This window comes from Bifidobacterium sp. W8114, from assembly GCF_016101165.1.
GTDB lineage: Bacteria > Actinomycetota > Actinomycetes > Actinomycetales > Bifidobacteriaceae > Bombiscardovia > Bombiscardovia asteroides.
Genome location: NZ_JACFRA010000009.1, coordinates 21,387 through 40,407, shown reverse-complemented (window position 1 = coordinate 40,407; position 19,021 = coordinate 21,387). Strand labels below are relative to the sequence as shown.

7 protein-coding genes are annotated in these 19,021 nt (G+C 59.3%); all 7 read left to right on the top strand.

Translation table 11 applies throughout. The features are described 5' to 3' along the window. Window positions 1–325 precede the first annotated feature (325 nt). On the top strand, window positions 326–1,246 hold the full coding sequence (locus H3T89_RS08615; protein WP_198216867.1) for an ABC transporter ATP-binding protein: 921 nt from the start codon (window positions 326–328) through the stop codon (window positions 1,244–1,246). After that, window positions 1,243–2,019 carry an ABC transporter permease gene (locus tag H3T89_RS08610; protein ID WP_198216866.1) on the top strand — a complete coding sequence of 259 codons (777 nt, stop codon included), beginning with the start codon at window positions 1,243–1,245 and terminating at the stop codon, window positions 2,017–2,019. The genes H3T89_RS08615 and H3T89_RS08610 overlap by 4 nt, the downstream gene beginning before the upstream one ends. A gap of 6 nt (window positions 2,020–2,025) precedes the next feature. After that, a complete protein-coding gene (locus tag H3T89_RS08605) occupies window positions 2,026–2,691 on the top strand; it encodes a TetR/AcrR family transcriptional regulator (RefSeq protein ID WP_198216865.1) in 666 nt (221 codons plus the stop codon). Between the two features lie 568 nt (window positions 2,692–3,259). Then, window positions 3,260–6,838 (top strand): RCC1 domain-containing protein, encoded by a 3,579-nt coding sequence (locus H3T89_RS08595; protein WP_332461052.1) that lies wholly within the window; start codon window positions 3,260–3,262, stop codon window positions 6,836–6,838. Window positions 6,839–7,651: 813 nt separating this feature from the next. Next, complete coding sequence (locus H3T89_RS08590; protein ID WP_198216863.1) at window positions 7,652–10,963, top strand: RCC1 domain-containing protein; 3,312 nt, start codon at window positions 7,652–7,654, stop codon at window positions 10,961–10,963. A 260-nt stretch (window positions 10,964–11,223) separates the two neighbouring features. Next, entirely contained in the window at window positions 11,224–14,952 is a 3,729-nt protein-coding gene (locus H3T89_RS08585; protein ID WP_198216862.1) for an RCC1 domain-containing protein, read from the top strand. Window positions 14,953–15,248: 296 nt separating this feature from the next. Beyond that, window positions 15,249–18,773, top strand: a complete 3,525-nt coding sequence (locus tag H3T89_RS08580; protein WP_198216861.1) for an RCC1 domain-containing protein — start codon at window positions 15,249–15,251, stop codon at window positions 18,771–18,773. Window positions 18,774–19,021: the final 248 nt, after the last annotated feature.

Sequence of the window (19,021 nt, the reverse complement as noted above, 5' to 3'; positions counted from 1 at the left end):
CGACCTATTAACAACCACCCAACACGCTTACAGCCACAAGGCCAAACCCCCAACATAAACAACGCGTTTAGTTCCTATAGCCCCAACACTGCTAACGAAAATCATAGTACTTGCAAGTCAATGCAAGGCGTATATCCCCGCCAAGCCACATCAGAATATCCGAAAGCTGACGCAGACCACAATGCGGCCCATGAAAACCTTGGCGAGACCAGGTTGTTAACAATGTTATTATAGTTTACATCGTTAATCACTAATGATCGTCAGGAGGTATATCTTGCAACCCGCAAAAAACGATTCGGGGAAATACGCCCTGTCCTGTTGCCAGGTGCGTAAATCATTCGGGAGCAGGCAGGTGCTCAAGGGTGTGGATCTTCAGGTCAGGCGCGGCAGCATCTTGGGTCTGCTGGGTAGGAATGGAGCAGGCAAGTCAACCCTGATCTCGGCCTTGACCGGGCTGGGCGAGCCGGACTCAGGCCACATCTCAGTAGAGGGGCGCAACCCTTATCGAACCCCCTCGCGCATCTTCGGCCGGGTAATCGGACTTGCTCCCCAAGACCTGGGCATCTATCCCCATCTCAGTGTCCGGGACAACCTGTGTGGCATGGCCGGCCTGCAAGGGCTGAACACCAAGCAATGCAGCAAAAGGGCCGACGAACTGATAGAGCTCATGGGATTGGGATCCCAGTCAGGAACAGCAGCCGAGAATCTATCGGGAGGGCAGAAACGACGCCTTCACACCGCCATGGCCATGGTCCACAATCCCCCAGTGCTCTTCCTGGACGAGCCGACGGTCGGAGCGGATGTAGAGGCCCGCGCCAGAATACTGGACATGGTCAAGGCCATGAGCCGGCAGGGCACCACCATCATCTACACCACCCACTACCTCAAAGAATTGGAAGAGATGGGCGCTGACCTGGCCTTCCTGATCGACGGGCGGATCCAAGTCCGGGGCTCCCTGCAGGAGGTACTCCATAAATATGCCCGGGCATCCCTGCGTATCTCATTCGTCGGCCCTGCCCCAGGCCAGGTCCCGGGATGGCGGACGGCAGACGGCTTCCTGGAGCCCGATCACCCGGTGTCCAGTCCAGAGCAGGAGTTGGCCCGCCTCCTGCAGAAGCCGGTCATGAAAGAGGCCCGTCTGTCGTCAGTCACCATCGTCCAGCCTGACATCGAGTCGGCCTACATGACCGTCATGGGTTCGTCCTCTAGCGACCCTGCCGGGTTACGAGCATGGGAAGACAGGTGAGCGCCGTGCATTTCAACGGATATTTAGCGACATTCCGCCTCAATTTCAAAATCGAGCTGCGAAGCATCTGGCTGCAGGCGGTCATTGTGGCCATTCCCCTGATCATCATCCCCTTCATGCTGCCCTCCTACCGGGACTCGCTGAGAGCCCAGGGGCATCTGGGCGCCAACGGATCCGAGCAGGCGCTTCCTGGGTTCGCCATCCTTTTCGCCATGTTTTCCCTGCAGCTGGTCCTCCAACTCTTCTTTCAGGAGCATGAATGGCACACCTGGGACAGGATGCGGGTGTCGGCGGTCTCCCTCTTCGACCTGGTCATGGCCAAACTGAGCGTGTCCTTCATGGTGCAGGTGGTCCAAGTCTCTCTAGTCATGCTGATCGGGACGGCGCTCTACCATTATCGGCCCAATGGATCAGTCCTGGCCCTGGCCGCGGTCTGCCTGGTCATTTCGATTGTGCTGACCCTCTTCGGCCTGTTGCTCTACATCTTCTCGTCCTCGCAAAACATGGCCATGTCCTTCAACAACATTCTTGGCATGCTCCTGGCTGGCATGGGCGGAGCCCTCAGCCCTGTCTCCGGATTCCCGGACTGGGCGCAGAAGCTGGCCAAGGGCAGCCCCGTCTACTGGGCCATGGATGCCATAGGAAAAATCAATTTCGACCATGCCGGAATGGCGGATGTATGGCCTGACCTGCGTATCCTGCTGGCCTTCCTGCTCGCCCTGGCTCTCCTGGCAACGGTACTATTCAAGAGAGGAGTACAGCGGAAGGAGTGAGGAAGCATGGCTGACCCACCCAAGGCACCCGTCAAGACGACGCTCAACCGAGACTACATTCTGCGCTCTGCCCTATATTTCGTCGACGAGCACGGACTGGAGGCCCTGAACATCCGCGCCTTGGGCAAGCAAATGGGGGTGTCAGGACCAGCCATCTACCGCCATGTACCCAGCAAGGCCGCCCTGCTTGATGGAATCGTCGAGCTCATCTGGCAGTCAGCCACCGACCTGGACTCCATACCCCAGGACATGGGATGGCGGCAAGCGCTTGAAGATGTCATGCTTCAGGTTCACCGGACGCTGCTTTCGCATCCCCGGGCGCTCCCGCTCATGGCCACGCATCCCATCAACACCGACCAGTCCTTCCACATGGTCAGCACCTGGTTGAACCAGCTGACCGCCCATGGGCTCAAGGTCGATTCCGACACCATCCACCTGCTCAACAGCCTTGCCGGACTGACCCTGGGCAGTGCCATCGCCCAGGCCTCTCCCCCAGTCGGCGGTGCGGGTGGCCAAACCAATACGGATCTGGTTAAAAGACTGGCCGAGGATACCCAAGGATTCGATGATCTGAAAACGCTCTTCGCCTCTACGGACGACGGAATCAGTGCCCTTATGGAGACCAGCTACCGCAAGGGCCTGCACGCCCTCATCGCCGGCTGGCCCGCCTGATCAGTGGCCAATGGATCGTTCCCAGTCACGCACCCATAACACGCACTCATAAACTTCATGTTCTACTCAGAATCACTTCCCCGACATTCCACCTGAGAGAACCTTATCGGCACGTAGTATAGTTGAAAGACGCAAGGCTTCCTGCTTGTACCCTCGCACAGAGGGATGGGGATATACGCAACGTCAGGGAAGCCTCCAAGGGTATTTCAACCGGTAGGGGCCGGTGGGTCAGCCTTTGGGGAAGGGGATCATGCTTAATAGGTGTCAGCATCAGCACATGTCGATCAGACCGGCCGCGGCCGTCAGTCTTCTGCTATCTTTCGTCCTGCCTCTAGGCCTCCTCGCCGGCACCAGCGCCGATGCCGGCACCACCGCCAGCGAGCCTGCTGTGGCCGGCGCGAGCGCGCCAGCCATAGCAGGAGGCACCGGGGGGGGGGGGGGGTCGTCAGACCCCTCGCGTAGCTAAGCAAAATTCCGGTATTTCCCCCAGTAAGGCAACGCCTTCAACCACACCCCTCTCTCTACGCCATCACCCCTATCTACAACCTCCCCGCTAAATACAGCGCAGCTGCCGTCACCCACCATCCCAGCACCTAATAAAAGAATCGCGACCGACGAAGATTTAAACGGCCGATCACAGCCACGCTCATCCGCTCAACATACCGTCACCTTCAACGACCCTGAACAGCAAACCAGCACAGAACAAAAAATCACGGACGGAAACCGTGTAAGCCGACCCGTCAATCCATCAAGAATCGGCTATGTATTCGACGGATGGCTCATAGGAGACACACCCGTCGCCTATGACTTCAGTCAGCCGGTCACTGGCGATATCACCCTGACAGCCCACTGGATACAAGGCTCCAGCTCATGGAGCCTCGATCCAGTCCATGGACCAGCAAGCGGCAACACCAAGGTCACTCTTACCCCGCCCGTCATACCCAATATTCGGTTCAGTCAGATCAGCGCGGGAAATAACTTTGCTGTGGCATTGGGATCAGACGGCAACATCTACAGCTGGGGCTCCAACCAGAAAGGGCAGCTTGGTCGAACAGCCAGCAGCAGCCTATACGATCCCAATCCCACACCCGGTAAGGTCGACAGACCCGCAAACGTACCATCCGACTTCACCTGGGTTCAGGTCAGCGCAGGAAACACTTTTGCCCTGGCTCTCGGTTCTGACGGCATTCTCTATAGTTGGGGAGACAACGACTTATATGAGCTTGGACGCGATGGTGTTTACAATCTCTTCGGCGGTGACCAGACACCAAGGCCTGTAGACAAGCAGGACACCATCAAATTCACCCGCATCAAGGCAGCGGCAAACCACGCCATGGCTTTTGATTCTTTTGGAAATCTCTACAGCTGGGGATGGAACGAGTATGGACAACTGGGTCATGATGGTGGAACTCAGCAAGTCAAAGAACCGACTAAGGTCGACAAACCCGCGAATGCATCATCCAACTTCTCCTGGATTCAGGCAAACGGAGGGTTCTACGATACGATTGCGATCGGTTCAGACGGCAACCTCTACAGTTGGGGGAACAACGACTTTGACCAACTAGGCCGCGACACCACTGATACAAGGAAGAATCCCATCCCCGGCAAGATTGACAAGCCTGCAGGTGTTCCCAGCGACTTCACATGGCTCCAGACGGGTTCAGCCCATTACAATTCCATGGCTTTGGGCTCGGATGGAAATATCTATACCTGGGGTTCGGATCTTCAAGAAGTCATGCTGGGACGCGACCTGAGCCTCAATGCAGCCAATCGTCCGGCAGCTGTCTATAAACCGGCAAACGTCAATTACATTGACTGCATGACGACTGACTACCACTCCATGGGGCTCGGCTCAGACGGCAACCTTTACAGCTGGGGAACGGGAGGGGACGGCGAGCTCGGGCACGCCACCCCGGTAAGCGGCCCGGGAATTGTGACCAAGCCAGACAGTGGCAAGGATGACTTCACCTGGAAGCAGGCCAGCATAAACAACGGCTATACCATGGGACTGGGCTCAGATGGCTACCTGTATACCTGGGGCTTCAACTATTACGGCGAACTAGGGCACGGCGCCGCCGGCGATAAAGAACGCGGAGTGGTGTCGACGCTCGGCACACCCGACCTCACTGGCATTAAGTTCGACGGAACCACTATTAAAGACCTGTCAAAGAACACGAATGGCAACACCTGGAGCGCCACTGCCCCGCCACATGCAAAGGGGAAGGCGGATGTGACCGTCCAATGGACCATAAATGGGGCGTCGCAGCCGGATGTGCATTTGACCTATCGATATGATGGACCAAAATACACCGTCTCCTTCAGCAACAAAGACAAGTCCTGTCCGGCCTCTTCCGACATGCCCCAAAACCAGTCCGTCACTGAGGGCGGGCAGGCCGTGCGCCCATACCCCGATCCGAAAGCGGACGGCTGTCTGTTTGATGGCTGGTTCATCAAGGATGCCAATAGTGATTCCAAGGTCGCCTATGACTTCAGCCAGCCTGTCACCGGAGATGTCGCACTAATCGCGCATTGGAGTCAAACCAATAGCGGCGGATGGTCGATCAACCCGATCAAGGGCAGCTCGATGGGCGGCCAGCAGGTAACCATCACGCCGCCCAAAACCAGTCGGGGCATCCGCTTCAACCAAGTCAGTGCAGGTGGCTACCAGATGAGCGATGCCATGGGCTTCTCCGTAGGAGTGGCCAGCGATGGGAACGCCTATGCCTGGGGCAGCAACCAGCATGGTCAGCTCGGCATCGGCAACACAGCCAAGCAGAACAAGCCGGTCAAGATCCCCCTGCCGGACGGCGTGGACTCCACCTTCACCTACACACAGGTCGTAGCAGGCGGCTTCCACGTGCTTGCCATAGGCTCCGACCAAATCGTCTACAGCTGGGGCGCCAACGACCACGGCCAACTGGGCGACAACACAACCGTCGACCATTCCACGCCACATTCCGTGCCGGACCCGTCCGACACAAGCCGGCCTTTCAAGGCCGTCCAAGTGAGCGCCGGTGCCTATGACTCGGCCGCCATCGACCTAAATGGGAACGTCTACACCTGGGGCAGCGAAGGCAACAGCTGCGACGGTAACTTCAATCCCAGCTTCACCCAGCCACAGAAGACACCTGCCCCAGCAGCCGCCCCTGACGGCTCCGGCCAAGGACTGCAGGCGGTGCAGGTCAGCCTCGGATGGAGCTTCATCTTGGCTCTGGACGCGGACGGCAACGCATACGCTTGGGGATACAACAACTACGGTCAGCTCGGCAACAACAGCACCAGCAGCACATACACAGCCACACCAGCCAAGGTGCGCGACCCGAACAGCCCCGAGGACCCTAATAAAGGACTGCAAGCCACTCAAATCAGCGCAGGCACGGACCACGGCCTCGCCATCGACAAGAATGGGGCCGTCCTGAGCTGGGGGCACAACAATTCCGGCCAATTAGGGAACGGTTCCACCTACGACCAGCCCGTCCCCAAACCGGTGAAGAATCCCGGCAGGACAGGCAACTTCACCGTGGTAAGCATCAGCGCAGGAGTCATATACTCTCTGGCCGTCGACAGCGCAGGCAACGCCTGGGGATGGGGACACAACGCCTATGGGCAAGTGGGCAACGGCGACGTCTATCCACTGCAAACGCCTACAAAAGTGCTGAGCACCGACTCTTCCGCCAACACCAGCGAATCCCTGCAGGCCATGCAAATCAGCGCAGCCCAATATCATTCCCTGGCCATCGGCCGGGATGGCAACGCTTACGCCTGGGGCGACAACACATACGGCCAACTCGGCAACAGAAGCCTGCAGCAGAGCCGTAAGCCGACCTCAGTGGCCTTCAATCAGGCACTGCTGATCACCAGTGTCAGATTCGACAAGACGGTGGTCAACTCCCTGTTGCAGAACCCTGATCAGTCCGTCTCCCTGACCACCCCTGCCCACAATCCGGGACAGGCCGATGTGATCGTGGACTGGACCCTGGGAGGGATCATGCAGCCTCAAGCGCACCTGGCCTACACCTACGAAGGCATGTTGCCGCACGCAGGCAGCAGCGGGACCTTGATCTTGCTGGCGGCTGGAATGCTCGCCGCTGCTGGCGCTGCAGCAGCGGGACGTCACCGGCGCGAATCCCGCAACCTGCGAAGCTAGAGACTTCACACGAGTAAGCAGCCGGACCATACCCCAAGATGGCCCGACCACACAGGGTGGCCCCGCAGTCCCCAACACAGCGGAGCCACCCACCCTCCCCCTTCAACACCAGCGCCAAAAGGGAAACCAGGCAATTTAGACACCCAGAAGGGAACAACTGGTCGCCTGCACTTCCGCCGAATTCCAGTCCCGCAGTCAATGTGTGTAGAGCGTGGTAGCATGATGAGATAGAAGCCGGGACCGTTCCCGGCGTGCAGCTCGTTTTTCTTGGGATTTTTATTAACGGGCCGTTGATTTTGAGGAAGGGGATCGCACCCATCATGCGTCATTGTCGGAAAAAGCAGATCCGGTCATCCACTGTAGCTGGCCTTCTGCTCGCGATTATCCTGCCTACCAGCCTTCTGACTGGCCTTGCTGCCACTGCCGAGCCAGTCACGAACGATTCCAGTGCAGCCAGCGCGAGCGCGCAGACTGCTCTAGAAGGCACCGGGGGGGGGGGGTCGACCGACCGCTCGGGTAGATAAGCAAAACCCCGGCACTTCCTCCAGCACCATAATCTCGCAGAGCCCGTCAGCAAAACCCGCGACACCTTCTTCACCTACAGCAACCCCAAACACCTCAGCAACACCATCAACGCCTTCCACTGCCCCAGACACATCGGAATCGCCGTCGGCTACTACCGCACCCCAGAATCCCACCAAGCCGACTCCCTCTTCCGACTCCTCCCCTGCTCCTACGGCCACCCCATCTGACAGTGATTCCAATAATGCTGACAAGGCAGACGAAAGCAACGGAAACTCGGTCCAGCCACGCTTGGCCACAACATACACAGTAACTTTTGACAGCACAATAGGTTCGTCAACACAAAAGTCAACGCTCAGCCGTGGAAGCAGGGTGGTACGTCCCCCAGACCCCTACTGCAAAGGCTATTCCTTTGTCGGCTGGTTCATTGGGGATGTCGCCTATGACTTTACCCAGCCCGTCACCGAAAACCTCACGCTGACAGCCCGCTGGGTCAAGGGTCTCAATTCCTGGAGTCTCAGCCCCAACCATGGTCCTGCCACCGGCAACACGACAGCAACCCTGACCCCGCCGGCCATAGGAGATATTCGCTTCAGCCAGTTCAGCGCAGGAAAAGACTTTTCACTAGCCCTTGACTCGCTCGGAGTGCTATACAGCTGGGGCAACAACAGCGAGGGGCAGTTGGGACGCACACCCACCGCCAGCGAACCTGCCGATCGGCCTGGACGAGTAGACGTTCCAGGTGGCACCCGCTTCATCCAGGTCAGCGCAGGAGACGAATTTGTTGTGGCCATCGATATCAGTAACCATCTATACAGCTGGGGAAGCAATGAAAAAGGCCAGTCAGGACTAGGTCTCGTCCACTCATCAAGTCCCGTGCCAAATCAGGTGGTCCCATCTACAAATTCCTCCAAAAGCTTTGTTCAAGTCAGCGCAGGACCAAACTATGCGCTGGCCACATGCTCGGACGGAACTGTGTACAGCTGGGGAGACAACAGCAGCGGCCAGCTGGGACGCGAAACCGACGAACTCCATGGTGACTCGTCGACTTATGGGCACGCGTACCCGAACCCAATACCGCTTCCAAAAGGCGTAAAGTTCACCCAGGTGTCCGCGGGCGGCACGGCTTCCTTTGCACTCGCCTCTGATGGCAGCGTCTACAGCTGGGGAGACAACAGCAACAGCCAGCTGGGACGCACCCCCACCGCCAGCGAACCTGCCAATCAGCCATACAAGATGGATACTGCGGACGGTTTGAGCTTCACCCAGGTCAGCGCAGGATACCGCCACACACTGGCTATTGATTCAGATGGCAATGCATACAACTGGGGGTATGGCAGCACCAGCCAGCCCAGCAAGGTAGCCCTGCCTGACGGCATCAGAACAAGGCAGGTCGGCGCGGGATACGACTACTCTCTGGCGACTGGTTCCGACGGCAACATCTATAGCTGGGGAGACAACAGCAGCGGCCAGCTGGGACGAGATACGGGTGGTGAAACCACAAACCAGCCAGACAAAGCGAACATGCCCGACGGCATCACCTATACTCAATTCAGTGCGGGGTACAGGCACATCCTGGCTATGTGCTCGGACGGCTACCTCTACGACTGGGGAGACGACAGCAGCGGCCAGCTGGGTGCCGGGAACACCAGCAGTGTGCCAGTTACCACACCAAACAAGGCCGACTTCCCACAAGCATTCAAATTCATCAGCGCCAAGCTGGATGGAACCCCGATTACCGACTTGACCAAGAACCAGAACGGCACCTTGAGTTTCCGCACCCCAGCGCACGAAAAGGGCCGGGTGGACTTAACAGTCGCATGGATCAGGAACGGCCATCAGCCCGATGCACACCTGCCCTACAAGTATGATGGTTCCACGTACACAGTCACTTTCGACGGTGCAGGCGGTACACCAACACCAGATGCCCAGCGGGTCATGGATGACGATCAGGTCGTCCGCCCCGACAAGGATCCGGCCAAGGACGGCTATCTGTTCGACGGCTGGTTCCTCAAAGACTCCAAGGGCGACTCCAATATAGCCTACGACTTCAATCAGCCCGTCTTCAGCGACATCACCTTGGTCGCCCACTTCAGTCCCGTCTCGCACTGGAACATCGACAAGAAGGAAGGACCGGAAACCGGCGGCCAGAGCGTCAAACTCACCCCGCCGCAAGGCCCACGTGGAATCCGTTTCTCTTGGATCCAAGCGGGACAGGATTTTTCCTTGGCTCTCGGTTCAGACGGCAACCTTTACAGTTGGGGAACAAATTATAATTACCAACTTGGACACACCCCCTCAGATAAGCCTGTCGTGGTGGAAACTCCCGCCGGAGTCCGCTATACCCAGGCCGCTGCAGGACAAAAGTTCGCCTTGGCCCTTGGCTCAGACGGCTATGTATATACCTGGGGAAGCAACGATTGTGAACAGCTGGGACGCAACACCTTCGCCAACAATCGCAATCCCCCAGACAAAGTGGCACCGCCTGCGGGAATCCACTACACTCGAGTCTACGCGGGCGATAGCTTCGCCTTGGCATTAGGCTCCGATGGCAACCTCTACGCCTGGGGAGACGATAGGGAAGGCGCACTAGGGCAAGGCAGGTCAGGATTAAAGAGCAGAGACCCTCTTAGAGTCGCTGCACCCGAAGGCATCACATTCACCCAGGTTTTCACAGGTCCATTCAGCAAGCATGTCCTCGCCCTGGGCTCGGACGGCAACCTCTACAGCTGGGGATACAACAATTCGTTCCAACTGGGCCGCCAACGTAGTACGACAACTGACCTATATGACCCTCTGCCCTACAAAGTAAAGGCCCCAACCGGCGTCACATTTACGCAAGCCAGCACGGGCCTGAACTTCTCGCTGGCTCTCGGCTCCGACAATAATCTCTACAGTTGGGGAGGCAACAACAAAGATCAGTTGGGAAACACGGAACTGATTTCTGCGACCCCTTCCAGGGTCGTCATGCCGTCAGGTGTTCATTTCACCCGGTTTGTGGCGGGAAGTTACTTTGCCCTCGCCACAGGATCGGACGGCAACCTCTACAGTTGGGGATACAACGATTGCGGACAACTTGGACGCACCACCAGCGGCAAATCCGACCATCTGCCCACCAAAGTGGACGCTCCAGCCGGCATCACCCTCATCCGGCCTCAGGCAGGAGGCAATCACTCTTCAGCCATAGGATCGGACGGCAACACCTACAGCTGGGGAAAGAACGACCAAGGTATGCTGGGACGCGACATCAGCGGTGACCATGATCCGACTCCAGGCAAGATCATTTTCCCTGGAGTCGGCATTCCCAAACTCGTTCAGTTCGGCAATACGAGCGGAATTTATCCGACAGCCAACAATGACGGCACTTGGAATGTGACCACGCCGCCTTACACACCAGGGCCGGTTACGGTAACCATCAACTGGACGCTGAACGGGGTTACGCAACTCCCCGACACCAGCAACACCTACCTGTACACCTCCATCAGCGTCCTGCCTCGGGCCGGCGGCACCGGCATATTCCTGCCCCTCGCCGTTGGTCTGCTCATCATCATGGCAACCATGGCAGCGCGACACCTGAGAAAGGACAGAAGCCTGAATCAGTAGACTTCGCACGAGTAAGCAGGCCCGGATTGCGTCTATCCCCAAATTATGACGATCTGGGCCCTACAGGGTGGCCCCGCAATCCCCCAACACAGCGGAGCCACCCTTCTTTATTCATTCGGGTGTTGCTCCCACTCTTGCCCGTCCGCGCATGATATACTGCAATCCAGCTGTCGGGATGGTCCCCGGCACACGTCTCGTGAAGCGACTTGGGGATTTTCATCATCGAGCCACCTGTTTGGGGAAAGGGGTTCGCAGCCATCATGCACCATAGGGATGCTTCTGCCCGGCCATGCATTGCCGCGAGCCTTCTGCTTGCCATCATCCTGCTCGCAAGTCTGATCATGGGCAGCCTCGCCACAGCCGACACCGACACCAACACCGACACCGACACCGACACAAGCCAGCCAACGCTGCAGACCACGCCGACGACACCCCGGTCCCCATTGACACCAACACCCTCGCCACTGAACACCACACCATCACCACTGAACACCACACCCGAACACGATCAAACACCTGACAGCCGCCCCCAGGCACGCTCAACAAGGCACACCGTCACCTTCGACAGCGCCGACGGCAGCAGCATCGACCCTCAAAACGTCGATGACGGCGCACTGGCCAGCCGGCCTGCCAAGGACCCGACCCGGGACGGCTACCTGTTCGACGGCTGGTTCACCGGCAATCTTGCCTACGACTTCACCCAACCCGTCACTGCAGACCTCACCCTCACCGCCCACTGGACCAAGGGAACCAGTGCCTGGAGCCTCTCCCCCACCTCCGGGTCAGCCGCCGGAGGCGACAAGATCACCTTGGTCCCACCCGCCAAACCCGGCGTACGATTCAGCCACATCAGCTCGGGTCTATGGCATACCTTGGCGATGGGCTCGGACGGCAACCTCTACAGCTGGGGACAAAACAAAGCAAGTCTGGGACGTGACACCAATGAGATACCAGCCACCGCACCGAGCAAGGCGCCAGAAGGCACCCCAGGCCTGGTCACCCCGCCGACCGGCGTCCACTTCACCCAGACCAGCGCAGGAATGAGCCTTTCCCTGGCCATGGGCTCGGACGGCAACCTCTACAGCTGGGGACTAAACGAAAACGGGCAGCTGGGACGCAGCACCACCATCACGCCAGCTGACAGACCGGGCCTGGTCACCCCGCCGACCGGCGTCCACTTCACCCAGTTCACCGCCGGATACTCGCAATCCCTGGCCATCGGCTCGGACGGCAACCTCTACAGCTGGGGAGACAACAGCCGAGGCCAGTTGGGACGCGACACGGGATCAGCGACCTACGACGCCACGCCAGGCAGAGTGTCAATGCCGACAGGCATCACCTGCACCCAGATCAGCGGGGGAACCTTCTATTCCCTGGCTCTGGGCTCGGACGGCAACATTTACAGCTGGGGAGACAACACTCAGGGCGAACTCGGACGCAACACCAACAGCGAACAGCCAGGAACCCTGCCGAACAAAGTGATCCTGCCGAAAGGCGTAACGAAATACACCGCGATTGCCGCACAGGGATGGTGTTCTCTGGCCATGGGCTCAGACGGCAACCTCTACAGCTGGGGTTACAACAGCTACGGCCAGATGGGACGAGATACCGACACACCCACACAAAACATCGATCCAGGCAAAGTGACGCTGCCCGCAGGCGTCACGAGATTCACCCAGTTCGGCGCAGGAAACCAACACACCCTGGCCGTAGGCTCGGACGGCAACCTCTACAGCTGGGGGAGCAACAAATTCGGCCAGCTGGGACGTGATGCCAACAGCTTGAGAAATGCCGTACCGGGCAAAGTATCCCTGCCGGCAGGCATCAGCTGCATCCAGATCAACGCAGCAAATACCTCCTCCCTGATCCTAGGCTCGGACGGCAACCTCTACAGCTGGGGAGACAACAGCCGAAGCCAGTTGGGACGCACGACCACTGGTCGTTCTGACGCCCTCCCCGGCACAGTCACATTCCCCGAGGATCCCAGACCCGTCAGCGTCAGCTTCGGCGGGACGCCCGGCACCAACCTCAACGCCCAGTCAAACGGCACCTGGAGCGTCACCACGCCCCAGCATGCAGCAGGCAAGACCGATGTCACCATCATCTGGGGCATGAACGGCCAGCAGCCCGACACCCACCTGACCTACCAATACGTGAACACCTACCATGTCACTTTTTCTTCCGACAGTGACTCCCCTACAGCACCCTCGGGCATGCCCGGACCCCAGTCCGTCACCGAAGGCAGGCAGGCCACACGCCCGATTGCAGACCCGACCAAAGACGGCTTCCTGTTCGACGGCTGGTTCCTCAAGGACTCAAAAGGCGAATCCAAGGTGGCTTATGACTTCAGCCAGCCCGTCACCAGCAGCATCACCCTGGCCGCCCATTGGAGCCCTGTAGACATCGGCAGCTGGGCAATCAGCCCGAATAATGGCGATGCCCAGGGCGGCCAGCAGGTGACCATCACCCCGCCCAAAACCAGCCGGGGCATCCGTTTCAACCAGATAAGCGCCAGCGATAATTTTGCCGGTTTTTCTGTAGGGGTGACCAGCGATGGGAATGCCTACGCCTGGGGCGGCAACGACTACGGGCAGCTGGGCCAGGATCCGAGTACGACGGCCACACAGTACGCGCCGACCAAGGTCCCCCTGCCTGACGGCGCAGCTACCGGGTTCACCTACACGCAGGTCGCCGCAGGCGGAACCCACGTGCTGGCCATCGGCTCCGACCAGACCGTCTACAGCTGGGGACACAATCAATATGGCCAGCTTGGCGACGGCAGCAGGCAAGACCACTCCAAGCCACAGCCCGTCAAGGGCCCAGACGGACAACCCTTCAAGGCCACCCAGGTGACCGCCGGCTTCACCGATTCGGCAGCCATCGACCTGAATGGGCGCGTCTACGTCTGGGGCAGCGAAACCAACGACCAGGACACCTATAGCGCGCCCAAACTGACACCGGCCCTGGCCAAGGATCCCAGCGGCTCCGACAAGGGGCTGAAGGCGGTCCAGGTAAGCGCAAGATACAGCTTCCTCATGGCCCTGGACGCCGACGGCAACGTATACACCTGGGGATACAACAACCACGGACAATTCGGCAACGGCCAAAGCACAGGAAAATACAGCACCGTATATGCTGCCGACCCAGCCCCCGTGCCCGATCCCAAGAACGCCAGCAAGACCTTTAAGGCCAGGATGATCAGCGTGGGCGAACTCCACGCGCTGGCCATCGGACAGGACGGCACAGCCTGGGCATGGGGAAGGAACACATCGGGCCAGATCGGCGATGGCACGCTGACCGACCGGTCCACACCCACGCAGGTAAAAAACCCTGCCGATGCCAGCCAGGCATTCCAGGCCGCCCAAATCATCGCCGGAGCCACATATTCGCTGGCTATCGACCAGAGCGGCACAGCCTGGGGATGGGGAGAAAACACCTTTGATCAGTTGGGCAGCAACCAGGGCACCTCCGAGCTGCTCGTCCCCTCACAAGTGTCACCCCCCGCAGGCCAGGACAACGCAGGCAAGGGCTTCGCGGTCGCGCGGATCAGCGCAGGATCGGCTTGTTCCATGGCCATCGGTCAGGACGGCAACCTCTACAGCTGGGGATACAACTACCGTGGGCAACTCGGCACCGGCAGCAACAACGGCACGAAGATCATTACGCCGACGCTGGTGGCGCTATATCCGCCGCCGCTGATTACCGGTGTCAGGTTCGACCAGACACCCGCCGGCAGCCTGCAGCAGAACGCTGACGGGTCGGTCACCCTGGCCACGCCAGCCCACAATCCGGGACTGTCTGATGTGATCGTGGACTGGTCCCTGGGCACCACCAACCAGACCCCGACCCACCTCAGCTATACCTTCAAAGGCATCCTGCCCCATACAGGCAAGACGGGAGTGCTCCTCCTGCTCGCCTCAGGCCTGCTTGCCGCCGCCGGCGCCCTGGCAGCCGGACGCCACAGGCACGAATTCGCTTCGCTCGAGTAAGCGGTCGAACCGCACCCCAAGAACGGCCCGGCCATGATGGGTGGCTCCGCCCCCCCCAACATCATGGAGCCACCCATTTTCATTTTTATCTCTGCGCCTAGAGGAAAATATCTGCATCCCAACTTGACATAATATTTTTTACTCGTTTTATCCGAGTGTTGCTCCCCTTAAGACCCGAACCTGCATGCTAGCGTTCTTTCTAGCTACCGGGAACGTGCCCGGCATGCGACCGATGAAAAAACTTGGGGTTTTCATCATCGGATTGCCTTACCTTGGGAAAGGGGTTTGTAGCGATCATGTGCCATCCGGACGAGTCTTCCCGGTCAGCCATTGTTGTAGACATTTTGAAAGTTATTGTCATTCTTCCAGCCAGCATGATTTTCGGCGGGCTCACTGCGGCCGATGCCATCGCAAATCCGATCAGCCCGGCCCAGCAAACAGACGCATCCGTCAGCACAACCACCACCCGAGCTCAGCCAGGTTCAACTTCATACCAGGTCGTCTTCGACAGCGCCGAGGGCAGCAGCGTCGACTCCCAGAACGTCAAGGACGGTGCTTTGGCCAGCCGTCCCGAACAAGACCCGACCAGGGACGGCTACCTGTTCGATGGCTGGTTCGCCAAAGACGCCAACGGCGACTCCAAGGTGGCCTACGACTTCACCCAGCCCGTCACCACAGACCTCACCCTGACCGCCCACTGGACCAAGGGCACAAGCGCCTGGAGCCTCTCCCCCGCCTCCGGGAAGACCAGAGGATACGCCAAAATCACCCTGACCCCGCCCACCAAACCAGACATACGCTTCAGCCACATCATCCCGGCAAAAGAAGAAGGCTCCCAGGCCATCGCCTCGGACGGCAACCTCTACCGGTGGGGAGACAACAACTACAAATTGGAGACTCCTGAAGACGAAAAGCGCACGCCAAGCCTGGTCAACCCGCCGACCGGCGTCCACTTCACCCAGGTCAGCACAGGCTACTCCCATTTCCTGGCCATCGGTTCAGACGGCAATCTCTACAGCTGGGGGCACAATGCTGACGGAGAACTGGGACGCGAAACTGTCAGCACGACACCAAAAGACAACCCCCAGATAGACAATCAGCCGAGGCTGGTCACTCCACCGGCCGGCGTCCACTTCACCCAAGCATGTGCAGGCAAATGGCATTCCCTTGCACTGGGATCGGACGGCAACCTCTACAGCTGGGGACAAAACAAGTACGGCGAACTTGGACGTGACACGGGTTCTGCCATATACGACGTCAAGCCAGGCAAGGTGAACTTGCCGAAGGGCATCACAAAAATCACTCAAATCAGCGCAGGAACCTTCTACTCTATGGCTCTTGACTCGGACGGTGACCTTTACAGCTGGGGCGACAACACTTATGACGAGCTGGGACGCTACGCCGGCGGATATCCCTTCCGTGACCGTTCACCGCGCAAGATGATCATGCCAGCAGGCGTCAAGAAATTCACTTGGATCAAGGCTGGAGAGTGGACATCCCTGGCCACCAGCTCAGACGGCAGTCTCTACAGCTGGGGATGGAACGAATATGGCCAGCTAGGACGCAACACCGCCCCGGCGAGGCAAGACCGCACGCCGCGCAAAGTGACCATGCCGGCAGGCGTCACGAAATTCACCCAGGTCAGCACAGAGCACAGACATTCCCTGGCTTTGGGTTCGGATGGCAACCTCTACAGCTGGGGTCTAAACGATTGCGAACAGCTGGGCCGCGACACCGGGTCAGCCAAATACGACGTCAAGCCGGGCAAAGTGCCTACACCAGCAGGTGCCGCACAATTCACCGAGGTCAGCGCCGGCTATTCCCACTCCCTAGCCATTGGCTCCGACGGTAACCTGTACAGCTGGGGCCAAAACAAGTATGGCGAATTGGGACGCCCCACCAGCGGCAAGTACGACAGCAGCCCCGGCATGGTCGCATTCCCCGAGGATCCCAAGCCCGTTAACGTGAGTTTCGGGGGGGCACCCGGAACCAACCTCGACCCCAACTCGGACGGCACCTGGAGCGTCACCACGCCCCCACATGACCACGGCAGAGTAGATACAGTCATCACCTGGAGGATGAACGGCGAGCGTCCAGACGCACACTTGTCCTACAGGTACCTAGGCAATTATCTCATCGTTTTCGACCCCGACGGTGGCAATGGGTTCGGTTTCCAAATCGTGACCGAGGGAAACCGACTGAAACCCCCCGCCAAGGATCCAACCAAGAATAAACACCTGTTCGACGGCTGGTTCATCGGCGACACAGCCTATGACTTCAGCAGGCCGGTCACCGATAAGGCGACTCTGACCGCCCACTGGAGCAGTGCCGACAGCAACAGGTGGAAGCTCGACAAGGACAACGGGCCTGAGACCGGTGGTCAAACCGTCACCCTGACTCCGCCACCGGAACGCGGCATCCGGCTCAGCCAAGCCGATGCAGGAGACCTCCATTCCGGGGCCGTGGGCTCCGACGGCAGCCTCTACACCTGGGGAGACAACGACAGCCATGGGCAGCTGGGCCGCGACACCACCGACAAGCAGGACAGCCGTCCCGGCAAGGCGGATGCCCCTGCGGGCGTCAAGTTCGTCTATGTCAGCGCAGGCTACGGATTCTCCGTGGCCTTAGGCTCCGACGGCAATCTTTACAGCTGGGGAGACAACAGCCGAGGCCAGCTGGGACGCACTGTCACCAGCAGCACCCCGGCCAACAGGCCCAACAAGGTTGAGACCCCGGCAGGCATCACCTTCGTCCAGGCGAGCGCAGGCGGATCATATGTGGTGGCTGCTAGTTCGGACGGCGACATCTACACCTGGGGCAACAACATCCACGGCGAACTCGGGCGCAGCACCACCAGCGACAACCCCGCAGACAAGCCCGGCAAAGCCAACACCCCAGCAGACGTCACTTTCGCCAGTGTCAGTGCAGGCTGGGACCACACGGTGGCCGTGGACACGCAAGGCGCGATATACACCTGGGGAGACAACAACCACGGCGAGCTCGGGCGCAGCACCACCAAAACTCCGGCAGACAAGCCCGGCAAAGCAGACACCCCAACAGGCGTCACCTTCACCCAAGCCAGCGCAGGCGGAAGCCACTCCGTGGCCGTAAGCGACGACGGCAGCCTCTACACCTGGGGGTACGCCGCCAACGGACGCCTGGGTCGCGACACCAACAACACCCCCACAGACAAGCCCGGCAAGGTTGGCACCCCTGCTGGCATCACCTTCACCCAGGCCAGCGCAGGAGACGGGCATTCCATCGCCTTGGGTTCCGACGGCAGCCTCTATACCTGGGGTGACAGCAGCAAAACCCCGTCGGATAGGCCCAACAAGGTGGATACCCCAGCAGGCATCACCTTCACCCAGGCCAGCGCAGGAGCATCGTACTGCCTGGCCCTGGGATCTGACGGCAACCTCTACAGCTGGGGAGACAACACCAACGGTCAGCTTGGCCGCGACACCGGCAGCACCCAGGCCGTCAGCCCGGCCAAGGATGACTTCCCCGAGCTAGGCATCCCCACGCATGTCCTGTTCGACAATGCGGAAGCCTCCAACCTGATCAGGAAACCCGATGGCACCTGGACGGCGACCACGCCGGCGCATATGCCCGGCACGTCAACCGTCACCATCGACTGGAGGCTGAACGGAGCAGCCCAGACCCCCGACACCAGCAACATGTATCGGTACAATTCCATCAGCCTGCTGCCTAGGGCCGGCGGAGGCGGCCTGCTTCCCCTGCTCATCGCAGGACTGATAGCCTTCGCATGCGCCGCGGCAGCCAGACGCCACCGGCTGGAAAACCTCAGCCGACAACAGTAAAGACTTCCCTCGTGTAAGCAGGTCCGGGTTATCACTATCCCCAACACACTCCCGGACCACAAGGGTGGCCCCAACTCCCCCAACGCAATGGGGCCACCCATATACTTCCACCACAAGGGCATGGGCATCGCATCACCTCAGCCGCGCTGCCTGTTCCATGTGATTCTGTTGAAAAGTCATTGCATATGTCAACAACAGTGCTTATCGCAGAACCGGCCTGATTTCATTTCGGCACAGCATCTCATCGC